General features: G+C 41.4%; 23 protein-coding genes and 1 pseudogene. 23 read left to right on the plus strand and 1 reads right to left on the minus strand.

Going from position 1 to position 17,692, the window contains the following annotated elements:
- Positions 1-28 precede the first annotated feature (28 nt).
- The 16 genes from NYR30_RS00365 (at position 29) to NYR30_RS00440 (ending at position 11,760) form a co-directional block, all read left to right on the plus strand.
- Positions 29-379 (plus strand): HI1506-related protein, encoded by a 351-nt coding sequence (locus tag NYR30_RS00365; RefSeq protein WP_302501473.1) that lies wholly within the window; start codon positions 29-31, stop codon positions 377-379.
- Positions 376-795: a gp436 family protein gene (locus tag NYR30_RS00370; protein ID WP_302501474.1), complete on the plus strand. Its 420-nt coding sequence runs from the start codon at positions 376-378 to the stop codon at positions 793-795. Before NYR30_RS00365 ends, NYR30_RS00370 begins: the two co-directional genes overlap by 4 nt.
- The gene (locus NYR30_RS00375; RefSeq protein WP_302501476.1) at positions 795-1,355 is read left to right on the plus strand and encodes a DUF1834 family protein; all 561 of its coding nucleotides are present in this window, start codon (positions 795-797) and stop codon (positions 1,353-1,355) included. The genes NYR30_RS00370 and NYR30_RS00375 overlap by 1 nt, the downstream gene beginning before the upstream one ends.
- A complete protein-coding gene (locus tag NYR30_RS00380; protein ID WP_302501478.1) occupies positions 1,348-1,515 on the plus strand; it encodes a DUF2635 domain-containing protein in 168 nt (55 codons plus the stop codon). Before NYR30_RS00375 ends, NYR30_RS00380 begins: the two co-directional genes overlap by 8 nt.
- Positions 1,516-1,518: 3 nt before the next feature.
- A complete protein-coding gene (locus NYR30_RS00385; protein ID WP_302501479.1) occupies positions 1,519-2,991 on the plus strand; it encodes a phage tail sheath subtilisin-like domain-containing protein in 1,473 nt (490 codons plus the stop codon).
- An 18-nt stretch (positions 2,992-3,009) separates the two neighbouring features.
- Positions 3,010-3,357 carry a phage tail tube protein gene (locus tag NYR30_RS00390; protein ID WP_302501480.1) on the plus strand — a complete coding sequence of 116 codons (348 nt, stop codon included), beginning with the start codon at positions 3,010-3,012 and terminating at the stop codon, positions 3,355-3,357.
- A 2-nt stretch (positions 3,358-3,359) separates the two neighbouring features.
- Positions 3,360-3,719, plus strand: coding sequence for a phage tail assembly protein (locus tag NYR30_RS00395; RefSeq protein ID WP_302501482.1), 360 nt, complete (start codon positions 3,360-3,362; stop codon positions 3,717-3,719).
- Positions 3,720-3,832: 113 nt separating this feature from the next.
- Positions 3,833-5,902, plus strand: coding sequence for a tape measure protein (locus tag NYR30_RS00400; protein ID WP_302501484.1), 2,070 nt, complete (start codon positions 3,833-3,835; stop codon positions 5,900-5,902).
- The gene (locus NYR30_RS00405) at positions 5,902-7,257 is read left to right on the plus strand and encodes a DNA circularization protein (protein WP_302501485.1); all 1,356 of its coding nucleotides are present in this window, start codon (positions 5,902-5,904) and stop codon (positions 7,255-7,257) included. Before NYR30_RS00400 ends, NYR30_RS00405 begins: the two co-directional genes overlap by 1 nt.
- Entirely contained in the window at positions 7,254-7,955 is a 702-nt protein-coding gene (locus NYR30_RS00410) for a phage baseplate assembly protein (protein WP_302501487.1), read from the plus strand. The genes NYR30_RS00405 and NYR30_RS00410 overlap by 4 nt, the downstream gene beginning before the upstream one ends.
- 2 nt (positions 7,956-7,957) lie before the next feature.
- Positions 7,958-8,389: a phage baseplate assembly protein gene (locus NYR30_RS00415; protein WP_302501488.1), complete on the plus strand. Its 432-nt coding sequence runs from the start codon at positions 7,958-7,960 to the stop codon at positions 8,387-8,389.
- Between the two features lie 3 nt (positions 8,390-8,392).
- On the plus strand, positions 8,393-8,920 hold the full coding sequence (locus NYR30_RS00420) for a phage baseplate assembly protein V (RefSeq protein WP_302501489.1): 528 nt from the start codon (positions 8,393-8,395) through the stop codon (positions 8,918-8,920).
- 13 nt (positions 8,921-8,933) lie between these two features.
- Positions 8,934-9,344 carry a phage GP46 family protein gene (locus NYR30_RS00425; protein ID WP_302501490.1) on the plus strand — a complete coding sequence of 137 codons (411 nt, stop codon included), beginning with the start codon at positions 8,934-8,936 and terminating at the stop codon, positions 9,342-9,344.
- Positions 9,345-10,415 carry a baseplate J/gp47 family protein gene (locus NYR30_RS00430; RefSeq protein ID WP_302501491.1) on the plus strand — a complete coding sequence of 357 codons (1,071 nt, stop codon included), beginning with the start codon at positions 9,345-9,347 and terminating at the stop codon, positions 10,413-10,415.
- Positions 10,403-10,990 (plus strand): putative phage tail protein, encoded by a 588-nt coding sequence (locus NYR30_RS00435; protein ID WP_302501492.1) that lies wholly within the window; start codon positions 10,403-10,405, stop codon positions 10,988-10,990. The genes NYR30_RS00430 and NYR30_RS00435 overlap by 13 nt, the downstream gene beginning before the upstream one ends.
- 2 nt (positions 10,991-10,992) lie before the next feature.
- On the plus strand, positions 10,993-11,760 hold the full coding sequence (locus NYR30_RS00440; RefSeq protein ID WP_302501493.1) for a hypothetical protein: 768 nt from the start codon (positions 10,993-10,995) through the stop codon (positions 11,758-11,760).
- Between the two features lie 821 nt (positions 11,761-12,581).
- On the opposite strand, the gene NYR30_RS00445 is transcribed toward NYR30_RS00440, so the two are convergent.
- Positions 12,582-13,601 carry a tyrosine-type recombinase/integrase gene (locus tag NYR30_RS00445; protein ID WP_302501494.1) on the minus strand — a complete coding sequence of 340 codons (1,020 nt, stop codon included), beginning with the start codon at positions 13,599-13,601 and terminating at the stop codon, positions 12,582-12,584.
- Positions 13,602-13,694: 93 nt separating this feature from the next.
- On the opposite strand from NYR30_RS00445, the gene NYR30_RS00450 reads away from it, so the two are divergent.
- From NYR30_RS00450 to NYR30_RS00480, 7 genes and pseudogenes are all read left to right on the plus strand, one after another.
- Positions 13,695-14,351, plus strand: coding sequence for a hypothetical protein (locus NYR30_RS00450; RefSeq protein ID WP_302501495.1), 657 nt, complete (start codon positions 13,695-13,697; stop codon positions 14,349-14,351).
- A complete protein-coding gene (locus NYR30_RS00455) occupies positions 14,348-14,839 on the plus strand; it encodes an enoyl-CoA hydratase (protein WP_302501497.1) in 492 nt (163 codons plus the stop codon). Before NYR30_RS00450 ends, NYR30_RS00455 begins: the two co-directional genes overlap by 4 nt.
- A gap of 340 nt (positions 14,840-15,179) precedes the next feature.
- Complete coding sequence (locus NYR30_RS00460) at positions 15,180-15,512, plus strand: hypothetical protein (protein ID WP_302501498.1); 333 nt, start codon at positions 15,180-15,182, stop codon at positions 15,510-15,512.
- Between the two features lie 5 nt (positions 15,513-15,517).
- Complete coding sequence (locus NYR30_RS00465; RefSeq protein ID WP_302501499.1) at positions 15,518-15,751, plus strand: collagen-like protein; 234 nt, start codon at positions 15,518-15,520, stop codon at positions 15,749-15,751.
- Positions 15,741-16,880, plus strand: a complete 1,140-nt coding sequence (locus NYR30_RS00470) for a BspA family leucine-rich repeat surface protein (RefSeq protein ID WP_302501501.1) — start codon at positions 15,741-15,743, stop codon at positions 16,878-16,880. The genes NYR30_RS00465 and NYR30_RS00470 overlap by 11 nt, the downstream gene beginning before the upstream one ends.
- A 12-nt stretch (positions 16,881-16,892) precedes the next feature.
- A complete protein-coding gene (locus tag NYR30_RS00475; protein ID WP_302501502.1) occupies positions 16,893-17,504 on the plus strand; it encodes a hypothetical protein in 612 nt (203 codons plus the stop codon).
- A pseudogene (locus NYR30_RS00480) lies at positions 17,504-17,638 on the plus strand (enoyl-CoA hydratase); the annotation flags it as partial. The gene NYR30_RS00475 and the pseudogene NYR30_RS00480, both read left to right, overlap by 1 nt.
- Between the last annotated feature and the right edge of the window lie 54 nt (positions 17,639-17,692).

Here is a 17,692-nt window from a genome sequence, read left to right on the forward strand (position 1 = left end):
AAAGTGAGTTTAAAGAGGATGAAATGAAATGTCTGTCGTTATTGTACACAATCGCATTAAAGACGGTTATCGGCGTACTGGGCTTAGTTTGTCGAAAGGCGAAAATCGCTTCGAGACGCTTAGTGCGGCACAACTGGCAGCACTTAAGGGTGATCCACGTTTATCTGTGGTGGAAGCAGATAAGGATGGTAGCAAAGGGCTACATCAAGAGCGTGCGGATAATGAAACACACAAAGTGGTTGACGGTGTATCACCAGCCAATTTAACTGTTGAGCAACTGAAAACTAAGTTAGCTGAATTAAATATTGAGTTTAAAGCATCAGCCAACAAAGCTGAGTTGGTTGCGTTACTTGAGCAGGCTTTAAAGGGTGTTGAGTGATGTATGCCACACAAGACGATCTGATTAAGCGTTACAGTGTTGATGTAATTGCAACATTAGCGCCGAGTCGTGACACGGAATTTGATGATAAAAAGGTTGATGAGGCGTTAGCAGACGCTTCAGAAACGATTGATAGTTATCTGGGTGGGCGTTATACCCTGCCTTTATCTCAAATTCCTGCTGTACTTGAACGCCATTGTTGTTATATCGCGCGTTACTTTTTAGAGAAAAATCGTGCGACAGAGCAAGCTCGACAAGACTATGAAGATAGTCTGCGTTATCTCGAAAAAGTCGCAGCGGGAACTATCTCGTTAGGTATATCTGAGGCGGGTGATACAGTAGAAAGTGAGTCTAGTGCGGTATTGGAATCGTCGGGTTCGGTGTGGGCAAGAGATAAAGCGCGAGGGTTTATCTGATGAGCGTTATTGCTGCTACTTCGCAAGCGTTAATTGAGCTAATTCAGCAAACGTGTGGCGCGCATTTGCGAGAAATTGGTGAACACCCTGGTCAATGGGACGACAGTAGCGTGCGACGTTTAGTGCGCAATCCGCCTGCGGTTTATGTGGCGTGGTTAGGGCAAACACCGAATGATAGACCTAATACGGTGATTGCAAAATGGGGTGTGTTTGTGGTTTGCGATGTACTAAACGGACAACGCAAAAATAGTATCGGCATTTATCAAATTGTGGAAGCGTTGACAGCAGCGATTCACGACACGCAAATTGAGCCGAGCGGCTTGTTTGAGCTGCAATCAGTGCAAAACTTATGGTCGGATACACAGAGCGGAATGGGTGTCGCCGTTTACGGAATGTATTTTAACGCAGTGCAACCATTGCCGTTGTCGGTAGATGAAAGCTCACTAGATGACTTTATTATTTATCATCATCAATTTAATCAATCAAAACGCGATGATGTTGTTGACGACAAAACACAACTAACCGTCGTTTTACCAAAACAGGGAGAACCTGATGTTTAAAATCAAACCGCGCAAAGGGTTAATTATTCGTGACCCAGAAACTTTTGAGTTGTTAGCTGAAAATGGTGAAGAAAAGCCACGTACTGGTTATTGGCTTAATCATTTAAAAAATGGCGATGTAGAACTCGTCAAAACATCTCGTGCAAATAAAGGAGATTAATTAATGGCAATTTCTTATAACGGCATCCCAAATGCAATTCGCGTGCCACTTGCTTATATTGAATTTGATAATACACAAGCGACATCGGGTACGCCAGCCGTGTTGCAAAAAGTCTTAATGTTAGGACAAAAATTAGCTACTGGTTCTGCGGTGGCGGGGCAAGCGGTACGTATATTAAATGTAGCACAAGCTAAGCAGTTATTCGGCGTTGGGTCGCAATTGGCTCGCATGGTTGAAGTATTTAAACAGCATAATTCAACGTTGGATCTGTGGGTGTTGCCACTTGAAGACAAAAGCTCGGCTGCAGCAGCGACGGGTAAAATTAAGATTGTGGGTACAGCAACCGCAGCGGGTGTGTTGAATTTGATGATTGCAGGCGTGAGCTTTAAACAATCGGTAGCGATTGGAGATACTGCAGCAACGATTGCCAGCAAAGTACAAAAGCTGATTGCGGCTAATCGCGATATTGTTGTCACGGCGGAAGTTGATAGTAGTGCCGAAGATACGATTAATATCACCTGCCGTCACAAGGGTGAGTGCGGCAACGAAATTGATATTCGCACTAATTACTACACAGGTGAAGTTTATCCTGGTGGGATTTCAGCACAAATTACTGCGATGAGTGGTGGGTCGGTCAATCCTGACATTACTGCTGCAATCAGTGGTTTTGGTGCTGAATGGTGGAATTATATTATTAATCCATTTACGGACGCTGAAAGTTTGAATGCATTGCAGGTGGAGCTGGTTAAACGCTGGGGGCCAATGCAGCAAATTGATGGGCTTTGCTTTATTGCGAAAAACGGGACACACGCAACTGCAACTACATTTGCAGAACAGCGCAATGATTATTTGTTTACCGCATTAGCGACAAACAATGTCCCGCAACCTGCTTACGAGTGGGCAACGGCATATTGTGCTGTTGCAGCTGGTTCATTATCTATTGATCCTGCTCGTCCTGTGCAAACACTTGAACTTAATTTATTGCCACCTGCGATGTCAGAACGCTGGGACTTGCAGGCTAGAAACACTCTGCTTTATAGCGGGTTAAGCACTTATACCGTCAATGCGGGCAATGTGCCACAGCTTGAAACAGCCATTACGATGTATCGTAAAAATAGTTTTGGCGATATGGATGAGAGCTATCTCTATATCGAAACTATTGCGACATTAAGTTATATCCGCTACGCCATCCGTCAGCGTATTACGAGCAAATACCCACGCTATAAATTGGCGGATGACGGTATTCGTGTTGCGCCAGGACAGAAAGTTGTTACGCCAAGCGTTATCCGTAATGAATTGCTTGCACTGTTCACAGAGCTGGAATACATCGCATTAGTAGAAGACTTTGAAACTTTCCAGAAGACACTAATTGTTGAACGTGATCCAAACAACCGTTGTCGCATTAATGTGTTATCGGGTGAAGATTTGGTAAATCAATTCCGCATTTATGCACACGCTATTCAATATCGTTTATAAAAATAGGAGAAGTAAACAATGAAATATCAAGGCATTGCTCGAATTCGTCTCAATGGTGCGGAATATCCGACGGGTGACGACTCTACGCTTGATATTGGTGGTTACACGCGAGAAACCGTAAAAGGAGCGCGCGTGTACGGTTATCAAGAAACGCCGACAGAGTCCACTGTTGAGTGCAAAGTGTTTAACTGTAAAGACATTGATATTTTTGCGCTCAAAAATATGACGGATGGCACAGTCGAGTTTGAAACGGATGTTGGGCAAACGTACTTATTAGCTAACGCATGGACAGTAGATGCTGTCACATTAACGGCGAAGGGCGAAATTGCGTTAAAAATTGCGGCAGTAGAGTGTAAGAAGGTATAGCAATGAATATCACATTAAAAACAGGTTTAATGTATGGTGATGAGCCGCAAAAAGAAGTTGTGTTACGCGAGCTTACCACGGGTGATATGCTTGATGCAGAATTAGCTGCGGAGCGTTTACTGGTCGATAAAGTGGGTAATCCCGTGTTAGTGACTAGCCAAGTCCTTTTTAGTTACGAATTGCTACGTCGTCAAATTGCAAGTATTGGGAAGTTGCAAGGTCCGATTTCTCTCGCGCAGTTGCGTTCATTGACACCAGAAGATTTAGCGTTAATTAATGCGGCATTAGCAACCGTTGAAAGTGCGAAGGCACAACAGGTAACTGATCGGGGGCGAATGGGCGCAACAGATAAGGACGTTTGAGAAAACTTGTCTGTTGCTTGCTAAACATTATCAATGCAGCCCATCGTGGCTGCTTTCTCAATCAATATTTTGCCTCCCTCGTTATATAAGCTATATCCAATCAGGTGATAACAATGGCAACTAATTCCACCTCTTTTTATATCAATTTAGCTGGCAATGTAGCTCTGCAAGCAAAGCGATTTGGACAGTCAATTCAGTCAATGACCGCGCGTTCTACGCGTGCATTATCTAACTTGAAAAGTGCTGTGGCGTCTGTGTCTAATTCTATCGACACAGCGGGCAATCGTCTGTTTTTAGGGGTAACAGCAAGTGGTGCGTTAGCGGCTCGTTCACTGGTTAAAACAGCAGCCGAATTTGAAATGGCGGGTATCCGCATGAAACAAACCTTTGGTGCGGACGGTGACAAAGCGACAGTCTGGTTAAAGCAGTTTGCAACCGATACGCCGATGGCGTTTGGCGATGTACAGGATGCAATGATGCGCCTTAAAACCGCTGGGATTGATCCGATGAATGGCAGCTTGCAAGCTCTTGTTGACTATAACGCAAAAGTGGGTGGCGACGCGGAAAATCTTAATGGCTATATCTCAGCAATTTCAAAAGGCTTTATTAAAGGCAAGCTGTCAATGGAAGAAATTAATCCACTGTTAGAGCGCAATGTAAAAGTCTTTGAAATTCTCGCCGCAGAAACAGGTGGAAAATATACCGCAGAACAAATGCAAAAGATGCTACAAGAAGGCAAATTGGGGCGAAAAGCGATTGCTGCCTTGTTGCGTGGTATGGGAAAGGACGCAAAAGGTGCAGCAAAGGAACAGATGAAAACGTGGGATGGTTTAGTCTCCAATCTTGAAGACACCTTTGTTGCAATGCAAGCACGGTTTGCGGAAAAAGGAATTTTTGATGAGTTGAAAGGCGAGTTAGGTGGCATCTTGGATTGGCTTAACCAAAAAATGGATAGCGGTGAATTTGATGCGTTTGCTCAACAAGTTAATGACGCACTTGTGAGCGCATTGCGTGATTTAAAAGATACCGCAAAAGAAGTTAAGCCTATCTTGGAACAAATTGGCAGTGTAACGGGCTGGCTCTCTGAAAAGGCAGGTGGTTATGGCAATTTGGCGAAGTTTGTTGCTGCATTATATGCCGCCAATAAAGTGGCTCGTTGGGGTAGCACACAAGCTATCGCAAAAGGGGCCTGGGGTGTTGGTAAGTGGGGCGTTGGTCGTCTACTGGGTAAAAGAAGTGGTGGTGGCGGTGCGGGAGCAAGCGAAACTGTGGCGGGTGTATTGGGTGCAGCAACAGGTGCAACCCCTGTTTATGTTGTCAATATGCCGAGTATCGGTAGTTTTGGTAATGGTCGCACACGCAGACAGCGTCAACAAACATCACGCAAACCAAGACCTCAACAACCAAAACCTAAGACCAAGACAGTTGCGCCAAAAACAGTTGTACAAGAAATAAAAAACAAAGCACCTACTACTCAACCAAAAACACAAACAGCGACCTCTAAAGCACAATCGGTGCAGCCTAAAACGGTGGCGCCAAAAACTGTCGCGCAAGAAATGAAAACTAAAACACCGGCAGTTCAACCAAAAGCACAAGCGATGTCCTCTAAAGTACAATCTGCGCAACCTAAGACAGTTGCGCCTGTTAAATCAATTGCGCAAAACGTAAAAAACAGTACGCAAGCGATACAAAAAACAGCAACAACTGCGATTAAAACGACCGCAACCGCAACCAAAACGATGACCTCTACTCTAACCAAAGGATTGAGAAGCGCACCTGCACTTGGGGTTGGTATGGCATTAGCTGAAGGTGCAATGGTGCTAGCTGATGACGATGCGAGCACACAGGAAAAAAGCGAATCTATTGGAGCGATAGCGGGTGCAACTGCAGGCGCGATAGTGGGACAAGCGTTAATCCCTATCCCCGTTGTTGGGGCGATGGTTGGATCATATGTTGGCGACTGGCTGGGTAGCTGGTTAGGTTCTGAAGTAGGTAAAAAGCTTGCTGAGCCCGTTCAGCAAGAGACAAAATTAGACGGGGCAATAGAAGTCAAAATTAAAGCAACGGAGGGGCTAATTGCAACTGCAGCGAATACAACACTTAAAACAAATACTAACGATAACTCCTTAAAACTAAAAACAATAACGGGAAATACAAGACTTGGTTTGGTAGGAGGTGATTAATGGCAAACATAACAGGAAAAGGCAGCTTTGCAGGCGTACCATTTTTAATTGAAGAAGGACAGTCAATTGATGGTGGTCGCCGTTTAGTTAAGCACGAATACCCGCTCAAAGATGAAGGCTTGACAGAAGACTTAGGGAAAAAACTGCGTAGTTATAATGTTGCTTGTTTGGTGATTGGTGATAATCATATTAAGCAAGCTGAAAAATTGATTGATGCATTAGAAAAAGGGGTGGGTGAATTAAAACACCCCTACTTTGGTACAGTTGAAGTTTGTGTTGAGAGCTATAAAGCACAATACTCAACAAGTCATCAACGCGTCACTCGTTTTGATATTACATTTACGCCTGCAGTTGAGAAAAATGCGCCTGAAGTAGCGCATAATACCGCTTTTGCAGCGTTAAGCGATTATGCGCTTGCACTGGATGTGATTGCGAACGAATTTGCTAAAATTTTTGATGAAATTGAGGGGTATCTATCATTAATCACTGATAACCCCATCATAGATATGGCAAATGCAATATTGGCGTTTGTTGATAACGTTTTTGATCAAATTAACAATGTCACAGTGGGCGTGCAATCAATTAAAGCGCGAATTAACGCCATTAAATCACTCTTTACAACAACACGCACAACCACATCACATCAAGCAACAGCTAAGCTGTTACAGTCATTAGTGGCGATAAATGTCCCGCTTAGTAAAGATTATGTCACGCTGAATAATGTATTAATGTTTGCACTTGAACAAGCTAAACCAGATGCGGCAGAGTCCACGCTTAATACATTTGCCAAAGCAGTAAATACAAAAGCGACAACATCGTTATCTAATCAACAAATGTTACCGCTACGTAGTCAAGCATTGTATGACGGTATCATGGTAAAAATGCAATTTGTATTAGTCAGATTAATGCAAGCGACACTCGCTATCGAAATTGGAACAGCGTTATCTCAAGCGGTTACAACGTCATTAGTACGCGCTCAGTCTCTTGCTGAAACAGAAGCTCAAGACGTCAGTAAACAGCAAACATTAGTCGAGTCTAAAGCAGATATTATGCGTTATCTTGCAGAAATTGATGAACAGCTCGAAACAGTCATTATTGATAATGCAGATGCACAGCAATGGCAAAGTTATCAAGCACTAGAACAATTTCGACAAACGCTGATTACAGATTTACGCGTGCGCGGCGAACAGTTGGCTAACGCTAAATCAGTGCAATTATCTGACACCTATCCTGCGATTGTAGTCGAATATCAACATACTGCCAATGCAAAGACTTGGCGGCGTCTAGTATTGCGTAATGGGATTAGACATCCGCTATTCTGCATTGGTGGGAATAAAATCGAGGTATTGCAATGAATGAACCGACCATCGAACTTTATTTGGCGGATAAGATTTTTAGCGGCTGGAAATCACTGTCTGTCTATCGCTCGCTTGAATCAATGAGCGGTCAATTTGAATTAGGGGTTGCAATACGCCCCGAAGATGATGTCTCGCAAATTAAACCTGGATCAACTGTACAACTTAAAATGAATGGGCAAACTGTGATTACAGGTTACTTGGATGAGTTAAAACAATCTATTTCAGGGGGAAGTAAAACCATTGTGGTATCGGGCCGAGATAAAACCGCAGACTTAGTCGATTGTTCGGTGATACACAGTAGTTACCACTTTAAAAATCAAACGCTGCAGCAAATTGCGACCACGCTTTGTCAGCCATTTAATATTAAGGTAGTGTGGCAAGCTACTGAGTCAGGTTCAAATGAGAAAATCGCAGTGTGGCAAGTCGAGCCGAGTGAAACAGTGTTTGATACGCTAAGCAAAGCTGCGAGACATAAGGGGGTGTTGGTGACATCTGATGTTGACGGTAATCTTGTGTTTACTGACCCAAGCAAAAAAGTAGTGGGTAATTTTACACTAGGTGAAAACATCTTAGAGCTTGAACTGAATGACAGCTGGACGCAACGCTACTCGCTTTATCGCGTGATTGGTGACGCGGAACAAGGTGGTAATAAAGGTGATAAAGCAAGCCAAGAAGCAGATATTTTTGTGGAGTAAGTATGGGAGCCAGTGGATTAAAAGTAGAAGTCAAAGATAGTGCAATTACTCGCTATCGCCCGATGCTAATTATTGCCGATGACAATATGACAGGACAAGCGGGTTACAAGCGTGCAATGTGGGAAATGCAACGGAATAATGCAGAAGGCAAACGCTCAACCGTCACAGTGCAAGGCTGGCAAAAGCCTGATGGCACATTATGGCTACCTAACGAGTTAGTTGTGTTAGATGCCCCACAACTTGGTATTTCTAAAGAAGAACGCTTGATTGTTGATTGCCGATATACGCTTGATGAAGGTGGGACAAAAACACAAATTACATTAATGCATCGCGATGCTTTCGATGAGCCACCAGAGGCTATTAAAAATAAAAAAGCGAAGAAGTCATCAAAAGATAACGTGAAAGAATTTACTGATTTTGGTAAAGGTGAGTGATTTATGCAAGGTTTAAATCGTGTTTTAGCCCCGCTTAAACGTAGTTTAAAGCTACTTATTAATCGTGGTGTGATGTCATTTGTAAGCGACAGTCATAAGCGACAAAACTTACAAATTCGCTTGCAGTCTGATGAAGTGATTGATGATGCAGAGCGTTTTCAAAATTACGGCTTTTCCTCTGTGCCTACGGCGGGTGAAGTAATTGCGGTGTCTGTAGGTGGCAAACGCTCGCATATTGCTGTACTTGTGGTTGATGATAAAGGTGTGCGTCCGACTGGATTAAAAAGCGGTGATGTGGTTGTTTATCATCAAGAGGGGCATCAACTGCTATTAACAGAAAACGGTGAAGCGATTCTCACGTGCAAAAAATTCACTGTGCAAGCTGATGATAAAGTCGTGTTTGATACACCACAAACTCAGTTTACCGGTGATGTTGATATTGTTGGTATATCAACAGCAGCAGATCATAAATCAGGTGGGATTAGTGGCAAAGACCACGATCACACTAGCGGCGTGGGTAAACCAGTATAAATAAGGGCGTAGAATGGCAGATTTAGCATTAACTTGGCGAGATGGTCACGGTGATTTAGTGGTTATCAATGATGAGTTAATGCTTGATGAGGGCCTTACCACCGCCATTGTGATTAGTCTTTTCACCGATTTAAGAGTGAATGAAGAGCGTGGTTGGTGGGGTGATGATTTTAATTCAGATAATCACAAAACTGGTTCTAAACTTTGGCTTCTAAATCGCGAAAAACAACTGCAATCTGTACTTGATGATGCGCAAACTTACGCAACACAAGCGCTTGAGTGGCTTATTACAGATAAACACGTAAAAACGTATCAAGTCATTGCATCTAATCCACAACATTCGGTGTTGTTGTTGACGATTATTGTAACGTTGCTAGATGGCAGCGAAGAGCAATTTACGTTTACAGCGCGCTGGAGTGTCTAAATGCCCTATCAATCACCAACATTATCCGAGCTTATCAAACAAGGCGAACAACAATTTAATCATCGCTTGCCGGGTTTGAAACGTAATAGCGTGATAAACGTACTTAATCGTGTTTGTGCAGCAATGAGTGCAGGTGAACATATGCACTTAGACTGGCTTGCTCGTCAAATTATCCCCACAACGGCGGATGAAGATTATTTGATTGAATATGCTTTATATAAAGGCGTTATTCGCAAACCTGCCACAAAAGCAACAGGGTTGATAACGATTGAGGCGGTAACATCAACTGTTATTCCTGCTGGCGCAACTTTGCAGCATAGCGAAACTGGTCTTATTTTTGTTGTGATGGAAAATACAGAGGTTAGTGCGGGAATATCAGATATTGCGGTTGAGTGTCAAACAGAAGGGGTTGTCGGTAATTTAAATCAAAATGAGACAGTCGCATTAACCTCAGCAATTCTTGGCGTTAAACCTGGTGCCGCAATTAAGACAATGAGTGGTGGCACAGATATTGAAAGCCTATCAAGTCTGTTATCTCGCCTTATTCAACGTGTGCAATATCCTCCTGCAGGTGGCGCACCACACGATTATGTACGCTGGGCATTAGAAGTTAATGGCGTTACTCGTGCGTGGTGTTATCCGCGTTGGTATGGCGGTGGTACAACAGGTGTCGCAATAGTTTGTGATGATCGTACTGATATTTTGCCGACACAAGACGATATTAATCGAGTTAAAAATTATATTGCTGGGCATAAAAACCAAATCACAGGCTTGTGGGAAGGTATGCCTGCGGGCAATGAATTATTTGTTTTTGCACCAAAAGTAAAAACGCAAGATTTTACGATTCGTCTTGTGCCAGCATCAGTAAGTGTTAAGACAGCAGTGCAATCAACATTAATCACTTACTTTAAATCAATTAATCCTGGCAGTTTGATTTATCTCTCGCATTTACGAGCACTCGTGTCAAACGTCATTGGGGAAATTGATAACAGTGTGATTGTGCCAAATGCCGATATTCAACTCGACGCAGACCAAATCATTAAGTTAGGAGAAATTACATGGCAAGCATAACGCAAGCACAATATTTAGATGCTGCGCTTAAGTTACTGCCAGTCGGTCTTGCGTGGCATCGTAGTTATGACAGTACGCTGGCGAAGTTGTTAGCGGTACGGGCTGAACAGCTTGAAAGTAGTAATGATGCAGCTCACCGATTAATTGCGGAGCGTATGCCTGGTAACGCACAGATTTTACTTGACGATTGGGAGCAATTTTTCGGACTACCAGAATGTAGTGATGTATCGACAATCGCTGCAAGGCGTGAAGCATTAAAGTCAAAAGACAATGAAGTCGGATCCTTTAACAAATACTACCTTGAAGATATTGCTCGGCAAGCGGGCTACACAATCGAAGTTGTTACTTATCCGCCGCATCACTGTTTAAGCGATTGTGCCTACCCACTGTACCCGCAAGAAAATGCGTGGCGTGTCTATATCAATACAACATCAAAAAGTATTCGTTATGCAAGTTGTTTAGATGATGTCACAACTGAATTAGTTATTACAGAGCGCTCAAAAGTTGAGTGTTTTTTGCAACGTTTTTGCTATGCACACGTTGAGATGATTTTTGTTTATGAAGAGGAGAATTAATTATGTATGCATTAGATAATCAGTCTGGCGTTGAAGTTATGCCACCATTAAAAGCGCAGCTTAAACAGCCAACTAATCCGTTATGGTTTACAGAGGGAGGTAATGGTGTTGCACCAAGTTATCCTGGTGCGGATTGGTTTAACGTTGTGCAAGCAGAGCTGTTAAATGTATTAAAAGCAGCGCAAGTAACGCCTAGCAAAGATACATTGACGCAGTTAGCTAGCGCAGTGCAAAAAATTGCTGAAACTGCTATTGCTCAATCAACAAAAGTTGACAAAGGCGGCGACACAATGACAGGAGTGTTAAAAGCTAAAGATGTGTTGCTAACAAGCGATGACGGTGCAGTTAAGTCATTATCTAATGTAATTCAAGCGTTATCACATCTTTTTACAGGTAACGTGCAAGGCTTTACTGATAAGATGAATGCACTAGGAACGTCAGGTACGACTCCATTAGGGATTACATACAATAGAGATAATCCGAACGCCTGGTATCTGTGCCTTGGGCCACTTTTCGGGGGCTTTATTATCCAAGGGGGACTTGTTGATTTTAACGTTGTATCAAATGTTATCGTTACATTACCCATTGTTGCAAATAAAACTCTGTTTGCGTTAAATGCTCAAGTGGAAGGAATTACTGACTATGCCCCAGAATTATTTTACGGTTGGAATACTGGCGGAGCTGACAATAAAACAAAAATACGTTTTGTAACTAGCAGTAAATTAAATTATAAAGATACACAAGAATGGATCGCTATTTGCGTTTCTTAGATATTGTCTAGCCAAGGGGGGAGAGTTGGTATTTAGTGGCAATAGTCTAATCGTAGTGTATCCGACAGCAGTAAATAAAGTTTTATATGTATCAGCAGTAGATACTAATTACTCAGATATAAATATGACTGATGCAGCAACAATAATGCGTATAGTATCTAGTACAACAAAAACACAATGCAAGTTAGTTACTCGCACTGGAATTGGATTGGCAGAATATGTGATGTTTGGAGTCTAGCCAAGGGGGGGGGGGGGAGATTTCAAAGGAAAAATAAGAGATGGGGATATTTTTTATTTTCCAATATCAATGAATATATATTTTTATGGCTGAGCAACGGATTATACAAGCACACAACAACCAATTGTTTATAGTTTCCATTCGATCAGCCAGACATTATTTAGAGTTGTAACTGAACGGCTAAATGCAACTACAGATGAGGTCTGGGGGAAGTATTTTATTGTTGGCAAATCATAAAATACTTTATAGTTTCTAGGTTTACTTTTGTGATAATTTTTAACGTATTTATGCCATATGTCAGTTGCATTGTTGTATCTCTATCAGCAACAGTTACATCTGCTGATATATCAACTGCGTCACAATATAATACGCTATTATTGTTAAAATAGAGTGGCGGTGTGATAGATATGTTTGTACTATACATTGCCACACCTCCCCCTTGGATAATTGTAGTAACATCAAAAACGTGCAAAACTCGATACAAAATAGTGCTGTAATGATCAAATAAGTAGCACGTTTAAAGCTCATTTAATCTGGCTTTAAACGTATTTTTAAATTTGATTAAAAGCACATTAAAGTAACTTTATTTAAGCAAATTTATTGTTTTTCGCAGGTGGGACAAGGTCTTATGCGTATAAACAGCGTCACCGACATTTGATGATGCGTGACCGAGTATGCGATCTCGTGCGACTTTGTTAGCTCCTGCCGCGTCAAGTAATGTCGCAACAGTATGACGGCAATCGTGCGTTGTGTGTTTTGCTTTGATTGCACTCATCGCTTTCGCAAATTGCGTTGCTGCTTTTGCATAAGTTAGCGGTGTATTGTTATCATCAACAAATAGGTATTTATGCTTTTGCTTAAGTCGCTGCTCAATAATAGGCAAGATTAATGGGTGGATTGGTATGATGCGAATACCAGCTTTTGTTTTTGACGTTGTGATGTCAAAATATTTTTGTTTTAAGTTGATATTACTGCGGTGTAGCTGCAATAGTTCTCCTACTCGCATCCCGCTATAAAGTAAGATTAAAGCTAAATCAGTGTCTGTGGTTTGGCATTGCCATAATTTATTGATTTGTTGCCGTGTAAAAATCTTATGCGGGCGGATGTGGATATTTTTACCCATCTGCAAATATTGTCCATAACTGCGATCTGTCCATTCATTAATGATAGCGTGTGCAAACAGCTGGTTTATCAACGATCTAACTTTTTTAAGACTTGCGTACGACAAGCCTTTCTCTTTCATGGTATCAAGTACGCTTTGTAAATGACGATATTTGATTTTATGGATTGGCATAGAGATGATTGGCGACAAATGATTGTAGCTGTTTCGATAGCTTTCAGACGTTGATTTTGATACTTGTTTGCTGTGTATTGGATACCAGAGCTGGTACACTTTTGCCAAAGTTATGCTTGGTTCGGGCTTATCTTGCTGATTATAGTTTGATAATGCAGTGAGAGCTTCTTCTTTTGTTGCAAAATAGCCAATTACGTGATAAACCTGCCGTCTTTCTTCGTTGTATCCAACAGTTTTTCTTGCCACGTAAGGGCGTCGCCTATTGCCGCTTAATTTGATCACACTGCCGTATCCATTTGGTAGTCTCATTTTATCCTCCAGTTTTTTTCTTTAAACCAGTTTAAAATCAATTTTCTTTTGTTTTGCATAAGCTAATTACAGTTAACAAAAGAGGTAATTAGTATGGCACTAACACATTTAATTGTGATTGATCAAAACACCGGCAAACGTGAAACGTCGTTTGTTGTCCCAATCCATGGTAAAAGTTATGACGAGCTTGTGGTAAAAGCACAAGCAGATTATCCAAATCACTTATATCTACGAGATGATGACGGCGCATTGCAAGCGCAGCTAACTAATCAGGATACGTACTGGCTTAACAACAAAGTTGAGATTCGGCCATCTCAATTACACGACTGGGACGGCGAAAAATGGGTGCTTAATCAACAGCGACAGGCAGCGTTAGCTAACGCAAAACGTCAGCAATTAATCGATAATATTGATAATACTGCATCATCACTCATTACAAGATGGACTCGCTTTGAGTCAGAATACAAAGAGCGTGAAAAAGCGGCATTAGCATATCAAGAGAAAAATTATGAAGGTGATGTAAGTATCTATATAACAAGCTTTGCGGATGCAGCAAATATTGACAATAAATCAGCTACATTACTTATCTTGCAACAAGCAAATCAGTTGCGCGATACGCTCGCAAAAATGTCGGCGTTACGAATGCGTAAGTATGAGTTAAAGCAAGATGATTTAACATTAGACAATATGCAAACAATTCATGACGACATTATTGCGGAGATGCAAGCGTTGGCGGAAGCTCAGCAATGACAGATCAAGTGTATTTAGCGCTGTATAAGGGTAAAAGAGATGGTAAGTCACTTTATGCTTACTGGTGCAGGCTTAGCGATTGGTTAATCCGCAAATTCACTCGCGGCAAATACAGTCACTGTGAAATTGCAATTAAAAAAGAGACTAATTTTACTGATCGCTATGATAGTGATGTCTATTACGAGTGTTATTCTTCATCAGTGCGTGATGGTGGTGTGCGTAAAAAAGTAATTGATTTAGATGACGGAAAATGGGATTTAATTCCGCTTTCGGGAGTGTCTGAATCTAAAATTGTCTATTTTTATCAGCTTACTAAAGGGCGCAAATATGACTGGTTTGGCGCTTTAGGATTGATTTTTTTAATTCCAGAACGTCGTGATAAATATTTTTGTAGTGAGTGGTGTGCGAGGGCGATTAACTACGGTTGTGAAGGTTGGCGTTTTAGTCCAAGCCATCTGGCGACAATTTTTAGGAGGTCTGGTATGTAACTAATTAATGGAAGAAGCGGCGATGTTGTTGTCGCAAGCCGCAGAATTTGAGAAACTGAGCCACATAAAAACAAGCGGCGTTAGCATTTAAAGAAAATCAATATCATGGCGAAGCTAGCATCTATATTACTGGCTTTGCTGTTGCCGCAAATGTAGATAATCAGACAGCAACTAATATTATCTTGCAACAAGCTGAACAGTTACGTAACACATTAGCACAAATGTCAGTGTTGAGAATGCGTAAGTATGAGCTTAAACAAGACAATCTCACGCTTGAGCAAATGCAAGCAATACACGATGATGTTGTCTCAAAAATGCAGGCGCTTGCGGAGACGCAAAAATGAAAGTTGATACAAAAGACTTAACTATCTATCGAGGTGATGACACTGTCTTCACAGTGCTTATTGATGCGTTGCCTGATTTTAGCTTGCGTGATGCAGAGCTAAAAATGACGCTAAAAAGCAAGCCTAATATTGAGCAAATCACGTTATCAACAACAGATAATAGCATTAATGTGTTGAGCGATAACGTATTGCAGTTAATTTTTAGCCATCAATTGACTAAAAATGTCAAATCAACGACATGGCACTATGACTTACAAATGACGAAAAATGATATCGTGCGAACATTGGTGAGAGGGAAAGTCATCATAGAGCCAGATGTAACGGAGTAGTAAGAATGGATTTAGTGACACAAAAAGAGATTAAAGTGACTATTTTGCCCGGTGAGGTTTTTAAAGGCGAGAAAGGCGACCCTGGTGAGAAGGGCGAGAAAGGCGACCCTGGTGAGAAGGGCGATACTGGTGAAATACCGGTAGAGACGCTAAACGAAATTAACAAACGTATCACAGCGCTTGAGCAAGAAGTGAACGGTGCAAGCGCGCTAGCTGAAGGAATTTTGAATGAGTCTTAAACAAAATCTTGAAAGAATTAAGTTAGCAAAAGATGAGTTACGTCAAGCATTAATATCAAAAAATATTGATATGACCGGCGTCACTTTTGAGCAGTACCCATCCAAGATACAAGCGCTTAACACAGGCAATATCACTAACGTCATCATAGACCCTGATTCCGATATCACAATCAACGAACAAATGTTAGCGCTGAATGCGGAGTATGAAAAACTACCTGTTAACACCAAAACGTTCGTAGTGCGACTCGTGCCAACAAAACCTGAAACCATATCGTCAGTTTTTGATGTTGTTTTACCACAATCTAAAAAGAAAGTAGTGATTAACTTTGTTGCAGATAGTGATGAGGTTAGTTTTCAATCTAATTCATTAGATGTAACTTTTGATGCTCAGCGGCCATTGCGACCGTCTAATGTGATTTTTACATCAGCGGTTAGCGGTGAAGTAAAAGGTCTTTTAAATGGCTGTGTTTGCGATAAGTTAACCATTTCACTATCTGGTTACGATACAAACTGCGATGCAATATTAAAAAATACTAGCATTAAGACATTTGAAGGGTGGGGCTGCTATATTGACGTACTTTTGGCATTCACGTCTTCAGCTGTGTCCGCATTTGAAAATACTAACGCAAGAACAATCAAAAATGTCTACTTCGACTTCACGCAAGATTTCGATGCAACAAAAATGTTCTTTAATTGCAAAGCATTAGACTATCTTTTTAACTGTAGAATTAGTGATGTGAATAACGCAAGTTATATGTTTGCGGGATGTACATCACTAAAAGATATAAGTCTTGATAGTAATATAAATTTTGGGTCTCAGTGTAAGAACTTTTCGCATACGTTTGATGGTTGTACATCTCTCATAAGAGTCAGGGTTGATGCATCATCTGCAACTAGCTTTGACAATATGTTTAATGGATGCAGCAAACTTGAAGTAGTTGAACTTAAAGGTGCAAGGGTATCGTTTAGCGTAGCTAACACAAGCATGAGTAGTGACGATTTAAACAAGATGTTTGGCACATTAGCCACCGTTACAGATTATCCGACCATCACGATTACAAACACACCCGGTGCCGAAGCGTGCGATAAATCAATCGCAATTAACAAAGGCTGGCGTATTATTAATTAAATGGAGAGTACAATGTATATTTACGCATTAAAACAATCAATTGCTCAATCTACACCGCTCGTCTATCTAGCTGAGCGTCCCTCTGATATGACAGATTACATCACATTCGCTATTAACGATATTGCTGAGCTTGATGGCAAAACGTTGGTTGAGCTAAAAGATGGTGAATTTAAATTGGTGAATCGTCCGAAAGAGGGCTTTGTTTTTGATAAGAATAAAGGCTGGGTGATGAGCGAAGAAGCAAAAGAGTTGACACTTGCAGCGTGTCGAGCAAAAGCAGTATCGCTTATCAATGATGAGGCAGCAAAAGTCTATCAATCAAAAGATAGATTTGCGCAAGAGTATTTGTTACGAGAAGCGGAGGCTATCGCATACAAAGAAGCAGGTTACACTGGAGAAGTTCCGCGACAAGTTGCTGCATTTGCTACACCGGCAGGCATTGACGCAAAAACAGCAACAGATTTGATTATTAAACAAGCTAGTGCAATGCGAGAAGCGGTCAACAGAATTGGTGAATTGAGAATGCGCGCATACGAACTACAGTCGCTTACAACAGAATTTGATGTTAATGAGCGTGCAGCGCAAATCGTGCTTGAGATTAGAAAAGTTGGTGAGGTGCTGTAATGTCGGAAGTGTATTTAGCATTTTACAAAGGGCGGAAATCAATTAACCGCCCTTTTGATTTGTTAGCTAAATTTAGTGATTGGCTAACACGTAAAGTAACAAAAGGGGATTACTCACATTGTGAGATTGCAATTGTTTAAATGGCTTTTAAATGAGGTTTAAATTCATATAATGAGAGAATTTTTTTT

The organism is Gallibacterium salpingitidis (assembly GCF_030517105.1).
Classification (GTDB): Bacteria; Pseudomonadota; Gammaproteobacteria; order Enterobacterales; family Pasteurellaceae; genus Gallibacterium; species Gallibacterium salpingitidis.